The organism is Stenotrophomonas sp. SORGH_AS_0321 (genome assembly GCF_031453215.1).
Classification (GTDB): domain Bacteria; phylum Pseudomonadota; class Gammaproteobacteria; order Xanthomonadales; family Xanthomonadaceae; genus Stenotrophomonas; species Stenotrophomonas chelatiphaga.
This window is the reverse complement of the sequence record NZ_JAVIZG010000001.1, coordinates 1,107,698-1,120,237: the sequence shown is the minus strand read 5'-3', so window position 1 is coordinate 1,120,237 and position 12,540 is coordinate 1,107,698. Positions and strand designations below refer to the sequence as shown.

At 66.1% G+C, this 12,540-nt stretch carries 8 protein-coding genes; 5 read left to right on the top strand and 3 right to left on the bottom strand.

The window, feature by feature from the left end; all coding sequences use genetic code 11:
- The first annotated feature begins 38 nt into the window (after positions 1-38).
- Positions 39-1,790 carry an oligopeptide:H+ symporter gene (locus QE373_RS04780; protein ID WP_309684119.1) on the top strand — a complete coding sequence of 584 codons (1,752 nt, stop codon included), beginning with the start codon at positions 39-41 and terminating at the stop codon, positions 1,788-1,790.
- 53 nt (positions 1,791-1,843) lie between these two features.
- On the opposite strand, the gene QE373_RS04775 is transcribed toward QE373_RS04780, so the two are convergent.
- From QE373_RS04775 to QE373_RS04765, 3 genes are all read right to left on the bottom strand, one after another.
- Positions 1,844-3,823: a S9 family peptidase gene (locus tag QE373_RS04775; RefSeq protein ID WP_309684117.1), complete on the bottom strand. Its 1,980-nt coding sequence runs from the start codon at positions 3,821-3,823 to the stop codon at positions 1,844-1,846.
- Between the two features lie 99 nt (positions 3,824-3,922).
- Positions 3,923-5,143 carry an ISL3 family transposase gene (locus QE373_RS04770; RefSeq protein WP_309683344.1) on the bottom strand — a complete coding sequence of 407 codons (1,221 nt, stop codon included), beginning with the start codon at positions 5,141-5,143 and terminating at the stop codon, positions 3,923-3,925.
- A gap of 146 nt (positions 5,144-5,289) precedes the next feature.
- Positions 5,290-5,925, bottom strand: coding sequence for a LysE family transporter (locus QE373_RS04765; protein WP_057508841.1), 636 nt, complete (start codon positions 5,923-5,925; stop codon positions 5,290-5,292).
- 136 nt (positions 5,926-6,061) lie between these two features.
- On the opposite strand from QE373_RS04765, the gene QE373_RS04760 reads away from it, so the two are divergent.
- The 4 genes from QE373_RS04760 (at position 6,062) to QE373_RS04745 (ending at position 12,415) form a co-directional block, all read left to right on the top strand.
- Positions 6,062-6,967 (top strand): LysR family transcriptional regulator ArgP, encoded by a 906-nt coding sequence (locus tag QE373_RS04760; RefSeq protein ID WP_042614669.1) that lies wholly within the window; start codon positions 6,062-6,064, stop codon positions 6,965-6,967.
- Positions 6,968-7,149: 182 nt separating this feature from the next.
- Positions 7,150-8,856 (top strand): malate dehydrogenase (quinone), encoded by a 1,707-nt coding sequence (gene mqo, locus QE373_RS04755; protein WP_309684112.1) that lies wholly within the window; start codon positions 7,150-7,152, stop codon positions 8,854-8,856.
- A gap of 196 nt (positions 8,857-9,052) precedes the next feature.
- Complete coding sequence (locus QE373_RS04750; RefSeq protein WP_309684110.1) at positions 9,053-11,209, top strand: TonB-dependent siderophore receptor; 2,157 nt, start codon at positions 9,053-9,055, stop codon at positions 11,207-11,209.
- 258 nt (positions 11,210-11,467) lie between these two features.
- Positions 11,468-12,415, top strand: coding sequence for a nucleoside hydrolase (locus QE373_RS04745; RefSeq protein ID WP_057508872.1), 948 nt, complete (start codon positions 11,468-11,470; stop codon positions 12,413-12,415).
- Positions 12,416-12,540: the final 125 nt, after the last annotated feature.

The window sequence follows — 12,540 nt, the reverse complement described above, 5'->3', positions numbered from 1 at the left end:
ACCGCATAATCCCGGGCCTCATTGTCTGCCCCCGACCGATGACCGCCATCGCTGCCAACGACGACTTCCTGGGCCATCCCAAGGGCGTGTACGTCTGCTTCTTCACCGAGATGTGGGAGCGCTTCTCCTTCTACGGCATGAAGGCGCTGCTGCTGCTGTACCTCACCAAGTACCACCTGTTCGGCGACAAGGCCGGGCTGGACCTGCTCGGCGCCTACGGCGGGCTGGTGTACTGCATCCCGGTGTTCGGCGGCATGCTGGCCGACCGCTGGCTGGGCATGCGCCGGGCGGTGCTGTTCGGCGGCGTGCTGCTGGTGCTCGGCCACCTGGGCATGGCCTTCGAAGGGCACGCGGCCTATCTGGAAAACGGCCAGGTGGTGCGCGATACCGGTGCACTGACCATCACCTACCTGTCGCTGGCGCTGATCATCATGGGGGTGGGCTTCCTGAAGCCGAACATCTCCACCATCGTCGGCAAGCTGTACGCCGAAGACGATCCGCGCCGCGATTCGGGCTTCTCGCTGTTCTACGCCGGCATCAACCTGGGCGCCCTGTTCGCTTCGCTGGTGTGCGGTTTCCTGGGTGAAGCGTACGGCTGGAAGTACGGCTTCGGCGCGGCCGGCATCGGCATGCTAGTCGGCCTCGGCATGTTCCTGTGGGGGCAGAAGTACCTGCACGGCCACGCCGAACCGCGCGATCCCGCTTCGCTGCGTGAACGCGTGCTGGGGCTGCCGCGCGAGTGGCTGATCTACGCCGGTGCGGTGCTGGCGGTGCTGCCGGTGGCGTGGCTGATGTGGGCCGCCGGCAACGGCGCCTTCGCCCTGGGCGGTGAGATCAGCCTGGCGCTGATGCTGATGCTGGTGGTGCTCGGTGGCGTGCTGCTGTGGTTCGCCTGGTTCACCGGCACCCGCTGCACGCCGGTGCAGCGCCAGCAGATGATCGCGCTGATGGCGCTGATCCTGATGGCGCTGGTGTTCTTCACCCTGTACGAGCAGAGCTATGGCTCGTGGGTCACCTTCACCGATCGCCTGTTGACCAAGGACATCGTGCCTGCGCTGGTGATCCGCGACGGCACGCCGCTGCCGTGGTCGATCGTGTCGCTGCTGCTGGCGCCACTGGGCTTCGTGGTCAGCGCGCGGCTGTCCGACCGTTCGCCGGGTTCGCCGTGGCCGCGCCGCATGTTCATCGCCATCGTGCTGGTGATGCTGGTGCTGCTGGTCCGCGATTGCCTGGTCATCCCGCAGACCGCCGGCTCGCTCACCTACCTTGGCGGGTTGTTCCTGGTGGTGCTGGCGCCGTTGTTCGCGTTGCTGTGGGCCTGGCTGGATCACCGCCGTGCCGAACCGGGCAAGGCGATGAAATCGTCCATCGGCCTGGTGCTGGGCGCGCTGTCCTTCGTGCCACTCGCGCTGGCTGCGCAGCAGGTCGGCGCGACCGGGCAGATGGCCAGTGTCTGGTGGCTGGTGCTGGCCTATTTCCTGCTGGCCAGCGGTGAAATGTGCCTGTCCCCGGTGGGCCTGTCGGCGGTGACCCAGCTCGCGGTACCGCGGGTGGTCAGCCTGATGATGGGCACCTGGTTCCTGGCCACTGCGTTTTCCGAAACGCTGGCCGCGTTGTTCGGCAAGCTGGCCGCCATCGAAGTACCCGAAGGCGAAACGCTGGACATCGTCAGCGCCTCGGCCAGCTACGCCCACCTGTTCTGGCTGTTGATGTGGATCGGCCTGGGCTGCGCCGTGCTCGCCTTCGCCACCGCCCCGCTGCTGCGGCGCATGATGCACGGGGTGAAGTAGGAAATAGGGGGACGGAGGGAATTAATCTCGATTAATTACCTCCGTCCCCTTTTTCACGGCGCCGCCGGCTTCGGTGCGGCGGCCTTGTCGCCCCCCAGGTTCTGCGACAGGAACGCCAGCAGCTTGCCGTAGTACTCGCGGCGGTTGGCATCGACGTAGAAGCCATGCCCTTCGCGCGGGTAGTACAGGCTTTCCACCGGCACGCCGGCCTTCTTCAGTGCCGCTTCCATGCGTTCGGTGTGCTGCACCGGCGCGCGCTGGTCTTCGCGACCGGCCGCCAGGAACACCGGCACCTTGATCTGCGCGGCCAGGTTGACCGGCGAGACGTCGCGCACCTTGTCGGCCGGGCCGATCCATTCGCGCAGGTAGGTTTCCCCGGACATCCACTGCTGGATGTCGCCGCGGCTGTGCATCATCGGCAGGTCGTAGACACCCACGTAGCCGGCGGCGCATCGGTACAGGTCCGGTTCCTTCGCCGCGCCCATCAGCGCCGCATAGGCGCCATAGCTGGCACCGTACACGCAGATTTTCGTCCTGTTGGCGACGCCCTCGCTGATCGCCCAGCGGGTGGCATCGGTCAGGTCGTCCTGCATCGCCATGCCCCACTGCTGGGCACCAGCCTGTTCGAAGGCACGGCCGTAGTTGCCGGAGCCGCGGAAGTTCATCTGCAGCACGGCGTAGCCGGCACTGGCCAGCATCTGCGCCTGGGTGTCGTAGGTGCCATCTTCGAAGATGCCGAACGGCCCACCGTGGGGCAGCACCACCATCGGCAGGTTCTTCGCCTCACGCCCGTGCGGGGTGGTCAGGAAGCCATGCAGCGGCAGGCCGTCACGCGCCTTGACGGTGATCGCGCGCACCGGGGCGGTCCGTGCCGGATCGATCCAGGTGCTGCGGCTGACCACGTGCTGGGCCGCCTTCGCTTTCTGGTCATAGATGAAGAAATCACCCGGATTGCGGCCGGAGAACGTCTCCACCAGCACCTTGTTGCTGTCGCGCGTACTGGAGGTAATGAAAACGGCGTCCCCGCCGAATGCCGATTCCAGGCTGCGGTACAGCTTGGCGTCGGCCGAGGTCTCGTCGAAGAAACGGGTGCGCGGCGTATCGCCGAGGAACAGCGCGCCCACCGGCACCGCCGTGCCGGGGCGATGGATCAGCCGCGCCGGGTCGACCATCGGATCGCGCAGCACGTCCTTGCGCTCGCCGCTGGCCGGATTCCAGCTGACGATCTTGTTGGGTCCCGAAGGCTGTTCCACGTTGAGGTAGGCCAGCGTGCCGTCGGCGGAAAAACCGATCGCGCGCTCGATCCGCTTGGACACCGCCTCGTCGTTGACCAGCTTCCAGTTCTCGTTGTTGCGATCGCGGTAGAACAGCTTGTTGACGTTGTCCGAACCGGCGCCCAGCGCGAAACGCGCGTTGCCTTCCGCATCGGTGGTGAAGGAGGCGCGCTGCACCGGCGAGCGGGTCACCGGGATGCGGCGCCCACTGGTCACGTCCATCCGCTCCAGCCGCGTATACGGGTCGCCGTTGAACGAGGACACCGCGATCAGCACGTGCTTGTCATCGCCGGGCAGGTCATCGCTCAGGAACGCGGCGACGGCTTCGGCCTTCTTGCCCGAAATGCGCGTGCCGGTGTTGCCGCCGGTCACCCGGTAGCCGACCAGCAGCTCGCCGCTGGTGGTGTTGGCGCGCAGCGAGTACAGCTCGCCGGTCGGCTGTGGCTCGTCGAGCGAACCGAATTTCTGTCCCAGTTCGATCAGCACGCGGTCATCGCTGACCCAGTCGAAACGCCGCGCGTGGTTGTTTTCCGGCGGCACGAAGCGACCCACGATCTGGCCGTCGGCCACGCGCAGGATCGCGACGGCGGTCGACTTCTCCAGCGGAATGGTCGCTGCGTAGTACTCGCCATTCGGCGACAGCTTGAGATCGGTGAAGCTGTCGCGCTTGAGGAACGTATCCAGGTCCACGTCGGCGGCCATTGCCATCAGCGGCAGGGCCATCGCGGCCATCATCGCCGCCAGTATCGTCTTGCGCATCCTTATCCCGCCCCTTGCGGACACCATGTCCGCGACAGGGCGATTGTAAACAGGACGTGAACGGATTGGGAATCAGGAAAACCTGAAATAAAAGGTTCTTCACCCAACTCCGGGGAAGGCCGCCCGGATCTTCAGGAAGAAATACGCGTCGTCTCGGTATCCGTAGGCGACGCGCTTGATGACCTTGATCTTGTTATTGATGCCTTCCACCAGGTTCGTCCCGAGCGGCCATCGGCAGTGGGCCAGGATGCCCGGGAGATATGGTTGCAGACGGCGGACAAAGATGCGCAGCGGCTCCAGCCCGCTTCGCAGGGCGCGATGCTTCCATGACCGCCAGGCCTTCTCCGCCCAGCTCTGGCTTCGGTAGCGCCACAGCTGCTTCAGGTCGTCTTTGAGCAGATACGTGGTCAGCAGGGCTTTGTTGGCGGCCAGCAGCTCCTCGAGTTGGACGCGCTGCTCGGCTGGGACGTTTTGCCTATTGCGCAGCAGGAGCCAGCGCGAGGTCTTCACCACCCGTCGCGCGGGCTTGTCGGTGCGTAGGCGATTGGCCTCGTCAACCCGCACCCGATCAATGACTTCGCGCCCGTACTTGGCCACGACATGGAAGAGGTCGTAGACCACCTCGGCGTTGGGGCATTGGGCTTTCACTTCCAGGTCGAATGCCGAATTCATGTCCATGGCGACCGCTTGGATGCGTTCGCAGCCGTCCCTTCCGAGTAACTCGAAGAAGGGGCGCACGTCAGCGCGACTGCGTCCTCGACCGACCCAAAGCACGCGCTTGCGTGATGGCTCGACCACCACGGTGGCGTAGCGATGGCCCTTCTGGATCGCAAACTCGTCCATCGCGATCACTCTTACGTCCGATAGGTCCACCGGCCCCAGCGTCTGCACCAGATGCCTGAAATCAAGTGCCTTGACCGTCTTCCAGTCCAAGCCATGCCACTTTGCGGTGGCATGGATCGAGGTCGTGGCACACATGCGTGCCACGCTCTGCGCAAGCCGTTGCGTTACCCGGGCATGCCGCTCCAACCAATCCAGATGCTCCAGCTTTGGCCCGCAGCGAGGACAGGCCAGTCGCTGTCGCTGGATCTCCAACTCGACCGGCGCATCGAACACAGGCAGGTCACGAACCCGCCGGAGCGTCTGGTCGTGGACGGCCACGACCCACTTGTCGCATCCGCTGCAGCGTCGGCGGCGGCGTGAATCGGGCACCAGCGAAAGCACCAGCCACGTGGCTGCGCCACGTGCCTCGCGGCGCCACCCATCCAGGCGATACCCCGCCCAGCCTCCCAGCAACGGCATACAATCCAGCTTGGCCACGGCCGGCCTCGGTTTGTTGTCTCGACAACTACAAATCTAGCTGGTCGGCCGTGCGCCTTCTCCCCTCAGATGGGAGAAGAACCAAATAAAAAGGGCGGCACCGTTTCCGGCACCGCCCTGCACACCACACCTTGGAGAGAGTGGAATCAGTGCACGCCACGGACCGCCAGGGTCAGGGCGAGGATGCTCAGGATCACCGCGATGGTGCCGTCCAGCACCCGCCAGGTGCCGGGCTTGTTGAACAGCGGCGCCAGCAGGCGGGCGCCCAGGCCCTGCGCGGTGAGCCACATGCAACTGGCGGTGACCACGCCGGCCGCATAGGCCATGCGGTCGTTGCCGAAGTTTTCGGCGATCGAGCCGATCACCATCATGTCCAGCCAGAAGTGCGGGTTGATCAGCGAAAAGCCGACCGCGGCCATCAGCACCGCGCGGCGGCTGCCGTCATCGCTTTCGGCTTCGCCCATGCCGCCGCCGCCGGCGATCGCACGCCGTGCCGACTTCAGGGCATACCAGGCCAGGAACGCCACGCCGGTCCACAGCACCGCGCTGGTCAGCCACGGCGCGGCCTGGATGAGGGTACGCAGGCCGGCCACGCTGGCGAAGATGAAGACCGCATCGATCGCCGCGCAGGTCGCCACGACCGGCACGATGTGCTTGCGCAGGATGCCCTGGCGCAGGATGAAGGCGCTCTGCGCGCCGACCACGGCGAACAGGCCGATGCCGGTGGCGGCACCACTGAACCAGGCCGCAAGGCCGGTGCTGGCGGAAATGATCGAGAACATGGGATACAACCTTGTCGTGCAGGGGGGCGGTGCCTCGCTAAGGCGGACAGCACCGGGTACGGGGCGTATTGTCGCGTTGCACCAATCCCAAGAAAAGCTAAACTTCCTTAAGCCTCTTTAGCAGAACTTAATCGCCATGCGCGTCGACCATGCCCAGCTCCGCGCCCTCGCCGCGGTCATCCGCGAAGGCAGCTTCGACCGCGCCGCGCAGGCGCTCAACGTCACCGCGTCGGCCGTGTCGCAGCGGGTCAAGGCGCTGGAAGACCGGGTCGGCCGGCTGCTGGTCAAGCGCGGCGCACCGGCCACCGCCACCGCCGAAGGCCAGGTGCTGGTGCAGCTGGCCGAGCAGACCGCGCTGCTGGAACACGATGCGCTGCACCGCATGGGACTGGCCGACGAAGACCTGCCGCAGGCCAGCATCCCGGTGGCGGTCAACCATGACAGCCTGGAAACCTGGTTCCCGCAGGCCGCCCAGCAGTTCGCCCAGGTCACCGGCACCACCCTGGACCTGCGCGTGGAAGACCAGGACCACACCGTGGAACTGCTGCGCCAGGGTACCGTGCTGGGCGCGGTGACCACGCTGGATGAACCGGTGCAGGGCTGCCAGATCCACGCGCTGGGCAGCATCCGCTACGCGGCCACCTGCACCCCGGAATTCCGCGACCGCCACTTCGGCAAGGGGGTCAGTGCGCAGGCGCTGGCCCAGGCCCCGGTGCTGGTGTTCAATCGCAAGGATGACATGCAGGCCCGTTTTGCCCGCCGCATGGCCGGGGTGGAGGTCCCCAACACCGCCCCCACCTGGTGGATTCCGTCCACCCGCGCCTTCGTGCAGGCCAACCTGGGCGGGCTGGGCTGGACCATGAACCCGTTGCCGCTGGTCAAGCGCCACCTGGATGCCGGGCGGCTGGTCTACGTGCGCCAGCGCGCCTGGGAGGACGTGCCGCTGTACTGGCAGCACTGGAAGGGCGATGTACAGACCATGGCCCTGCTGACCCGCGCCGTGCTGGGCGCTTCGACCGCACTGATCCGCCGCAAGCGCTGAGGCTTTGCCGGGTCGGGCCGGTCGCGCGCGCCGTCGCGCAGGATGCTGCGTCGCACCAAATCCGTACCGGAAAGGGGTAAAATCAGACACTGGTTGCCGTGGGCGGCTCTATCCTGACGCGTTTTCACGCGCCGTACCTGTCCGGCACGCATCCTGATTCCCTCCCCAAACGAATCGTTCCCATGAAGAAATTTGGCAAGGCTTTAGTCGCCCTGCTCGTGCTGCTGTTGGTGGCGTCGGTACTGTTCCTGTACTGGCCGCTCACCACGCGCTCGGTGCCGGCGGCAAGCAACGAAAAACCCGTTGATGTGGTCCTGGTGGGCGCTGGCATCATGAGCGTCACCCTGGCGACGTACCTGCAGGAACTGCAGCCGGACTGGAACATCCAGATCTACGAACGGCGCGATGGCGTGGCCGAAGAAAGCTCGGATGGCTGGAACAACGCCGGCACCGGCCACTCCGCGTTCGCCGAACTGAACTACACCCCCGAGCTTCCCGATGGCAGCATCGAAACCAAGCGCGCGGTCGGCATCGCCGAGCAGTTCGAGATCTCGCGCCAGTTCTGGTCGCACCAGGTGCGCGAAGGCCGCCTGAGCCAGCCGAGCGACTTCATCAACCCCACCCCGCACATGAGCTTCGTGTGGGGCGATGAGAACATCAACTTCCTGCACAAGCGCCAGCAGGCGCTGGTCAAGAACCCGCTGTTCTACGGCATGCAGTACTCCGAAGATCCCGCGCAGATCAAGGCGTGGGCACCGCTGCTGATGGAAGGCCGCGACCCGGCCCAGAAGGTCGCCGCGACCTGGATGCCGCTCGGCACCGACGTGAACTTCGGCGTCATCACCCGCCAGCTGACCGATGGCCTCAAGCGCAGCCCGAACTTCGGCCTGCACCTGGGCCATGAAGTGAGCGCGCTGCGCCAGAACGACGACAAGACCTGGAACGTGACCGTCAAGGACCTCACGTCCGGCAACGAGAGCACCACCCACGCGCGCTTCGTCTTCATCGGTGCCGGTGGTGCCGCACTGAAGCTGCTGCAGCTGTCGGGCATCCCGGAATCGAAGAACTACGGCGGCTTCCCGGTCGGCGGTCAGTTCCTCGCCTTCAAGGGCGCCGACGTCGCTTCGCGCCACAGCGTGAAGGCCTACGGCATGGCCGAAACCGGTTCGCCGCCGATGTCGGTGCCGCACCTGGATTCGCGCAAGCTGGATGGCAAGCCGGTGGTGCTGTTCGGACCGTTCGCGTTGTACAGCACCAAGTTCCTCAAGCACGGTTCGTGGTTCGACCTGTATTCGTCGGTGACCCACAACAACGTGGCGCCGATGTTGAACGTGGGTGCGGACAACCTGGACCTGGTGAAGTACCTGATGAGCCAGGCCCAGTTGAACGACGACGACCGCCAGGCGGAACTGGTCAAGTACTACCCCAACGCCAAGCGCGAAGACTGGACGCTGGTCACCGCCGGCCAGCGCGTGCAGATCATCAAGAATGATCCGCAGAAGGGGCCGCTGCTGCAGTTCGGTACCGAAATCGTGACCGACAAGGACCACACCCTGGCCGCCCTGCTGGGTGCGTCCCCGGGTGCCTCGACCTCCCCGCCGATCATGCTCGACCTGATGGCCAAGGCCTTCCCGGAAGAGATGAAGGCCGGCTGGGAAGCGCGCCTGCGCGAGATCGTGCCGTCCTACGGCCGTAAGCTCAACGAGAGCCCGGCGCTGACCAACGAGATCCGCACGCTGACCAGCCAGACGCTGAAGCTGCCGTTCCTGGACGTGCCGGCCGACGTGGCCCAGCCGGCCGCCATTCCGGCGACCGTGGCGCGCCCGGCCGAAGCGCCGCTGCCGCCGCAGGAAAAGCGCAACAAGAACGAGGAACTGCAGGCACTGTAAGCCTGCCCCGAGCTTCCGGCAGCAGACCAACGGCCACCTTCGGGTGGCCGTTTCTGTATCTGCCCGCCAAGGCCAACAGATGCGAATTGTAAAGTTTTCGATAATCATTTACATTTGCGCACCCTGATCCATCCGCTGGCGGCATCCCCGCCGGCCTTGCCCTGCCCGCCTTCCAGGCCCTTCCAGCGAATCCGTCATGACCGCCATTGCTTCGTTCCGCCACGCCCCGTTGGCCGTTGCCCTGCTGGCCGCGCTGTCCACCGCGCCCGCCCTGGCCGATACCCTCGCCGATGCCAGCGCTGCCGCCGACGCCAAGACCCTCGACAAGGTCAACGTGCGCGGCAGCCGCGCCGTCCCGTCCAGCACCACGCGCCTGCCGATCACCCTGCAGGAGACGCCGCAGTCCAGCACCGTGATCGGCCTGGAACGCCTGCAGGACGAATCGCTGTTCAGCATCAACGATGTGATGCGCAACGTCACCGGCGTCAACGTCTCCTTCTACGATACGCAGCGCCCGCTGTATTACGCGCGCGGCTTTGCCATCACCGATTTCCAGGTGGACGGCCTGCCGACCTACAGCGGTTCGACCAACCAGGAATACGACACCGCTTTCTATGACCGCATCGAAGTGATCCGCGGTGCCAACGGCCTGCTCAGCGGTGCCGGCGTGCCGTCGGCCACGGTCAACCTGCTGCGCAAGCGCCCGGGCAAGGACTTCGATGCATTCTTCGCGGTCAGTGCCGGCAGCTGGGACTTCCGCCGCATGCAGGCCGACGTCAACGCACCGCTGACCGCCGATGGCCGTTTCCGCAGCCGCGTGGTCGCTGCCTGGCAGGACAAGGACTACTACTACGACCGCTACAGCGAGGACAAGATGTCCGGCATGGCGGTACTGGAAGGCGACCTGACCGACTCCACCACCGTCACTGTCGGCTTCCAGACCCAGGACAACAACCCCACCGCCACCACCTGGGGCACGGTGCCGTTCTTCAACAGCGATGGCAGCTTCGCGCACCTGCCGCGCAGCACCAACCTGGCCCCGGACTGGGCCAAGTGGCAGCGCCAGACCAGCACCGCGTTCGCCAACCTGGAACAGCGCTTCGGCGAGAACTGGCTGCTGAAGGTCAACACCGCCTACACCCGCGGCAACGTGCAGAACGTGCGCGTGTACGGCAGCGGCTATCCGGATGCGACCACCGGCGCAGGCATCTACCTGCTGGGTGCGGCCGGCGAGACCGATGACACCCGCAAGGGCGTGGACGTCTACCTGTCGGGCACCTTCGGCCTGTTCGGCCGCGAGCACGACGTGGTGTTCGGCGGCAGCTTCTCCGACCTACAGTCCACCGCCTGGACGATGACGCCCACCGGCAGTTGGCGCTACGACATCCCGGACATCCACGCCTGGAATGGCAATGCGCCGGAACTGGTGGTCAACCGCACCGGCGCCCACCGCGATGCGCGCACCACCCAGCGCGGCGTGTATGCCTCCACCCGCCTGCGCCTGGCCGAGCCGCTATCGCTGATCGCCGGCGCGCGCCTGAGTTCGTGGGAAACCCGCACCCGCGCCTACAACACCGCCAACACCTATACCGCCACCAGCGGCGCCTACAAGGTGGATGACGAGGTCACCCCGTACGTGGGCTTGGTGTATGACATCACCCCGAACGTTTCCGGGTACGCCAGCTACACCGAGATCTTCAACCCGCAGAACTTCAAGGACCGCAACGAAAACCTGCTGGCGCCGGTGGAAGGGTCCAATGTCGAGGCAGGCATCAAGTCGCAATGGCTGGACGGCCGCTTCACTGCCAATGCAGCGGTGTTCGAGGCGAAGCAGGACAACTACGCCGTGCGCGATGCCAGCGTGCCGGACGGTTCGCTGAGCGACGGCAGTTCGGCCTATATCGGCATCAACGGCACCAAGGCGCGCGGTTGGGAAATGGACCTCAATGGCGAGATCCTGCCGGGCTGGACGGTCAATGCCGGCTTCACCCACGTCAAGGTGACCCGCGCGGCCACCGACCTGCTGTACGCGAACCTGCCCGAAGACTTCCTGCAGCTGAACACCAGCGTGCGCCTGCGCGGAGCCTGGGAGCGGCTGACCCTGGGCGGTGGCGTGCAGTGGCAGAGCAAGGTGCAGGGCTTCAACGTGCCCTACCCGCCCGGTGGCACGGTGACGGTCAACCAGCCGGCGTATTCGCTGGTGCAGTTCAACGCCAACTACCGCATCAGCGACAGCTGGACGGCCACGCTGAGCGTGCGCAACGCGCTGGACAAGACCTACTGGGCCAACCTGGACTACAACAACTACGGCGAACCGCGCTTCGTCGCCTTCAGCCTGCGCTGGAAGTACTGAGGGCAAGGCACGATCCTCTGCCCCGGTAGTGACGACCGCTGGTCGTCACGCGCTTCGCCGCTGCGCTCGCCGAGTATGGCTCGGCGCTACCGACCGCCGACCCTGCCTTGGTAGTGACGACCGCTGGTCGTCAGCGCCCTGGCGCTGCGCCCGCCGGGCGCGCCTGTCATCATGTCCGGACACTTGAGACACTACGCTACGGGCAGCCCCGCTGGGCGCGCCCCGCACCACCACGGACAGAAGAAGAACAACAACATGATGCACAACGTAATTTTCGATACCGACCCGGGCGTCGACGACGCCCTGGCGCTGCTGTACCTGCACAAGCACCCGCAGGTGAACCTGCTGGCCGTCACCACCGTGTTCGGCAATGCCGCCGTCGAATCGACCACCCACAACGCGCTGTTCCTGAAGCAGGCCTGGGGCCTGGACGCACCCGTGGCGCGCGGCGCCGCCGGCCCGCTGCAGCCCGATGCACAGCCCGAAGCCTGGCCGGTGCACATCCACGGTGACAACGGCCTGGGCAACCACCCGGTGCCGGCACAGCTGGACGTGGCCGCCGATCCGCGCAGCGCACACCAGCTGATCATCGACCTGGTCCGTGCGCAGCCGGGCCAGGTCACCCTGGTCGCGGTGGGCCGCATGACCAACCTGGCACTGGCCCTGCGCGAAGCACCGGATATCGCCTCGCTGGTACGTGGGGTAGTGATCATGGGCGGCGCGTTCCATGTCAATGGCAACATCACCCCGGCCGCCGAGGCCAACATCTGGGGCGACGCCGAAGCCGCCGACATCGTGTTCACCGCCAGCTGGCCGGTGATCGCCATCGGCCTGGATGTCACCACCCAGGTGGAGATGGATCGCCACGGCCTGGATGCACTGGCCCACGCTGGCGGCGCCGATGCGGACCTGGTGCGCGCGCTGTCGCAGGACTACGTGGACTTCTACCTGCAGGCCGGCCATAAGGGCATGGTGGTGCACGACTGCTGCGCCTGCATCGCGCTGACCCGTCCGGAACTGTTCGAGTTCGAGCATGCCAGCGTGCGCGTGGCCACCGATGGCGTGGCACGCGGGATGACCATCCCCAAGCCGGCCGGCATGGCCTTCGGCCCCAGCGTATGGGACGGCCAGGCAATGCAGTCGATCGCGATCGGCGTGGATGCCAGCGCCGTGCTGGCCGACATCGAAAAGACCCTGTCGCTGTAACGGCAGGGACGCTGTCACGGCCGCTTCGCTCGCCGAGCATGGCTCGGCGCTACCGGAGCGGGCGGCAGCGCCAGGGTAGTGACGGCCGCTGGCCGTCATCTGGTGGCGGGTGACGACCGTTGGTC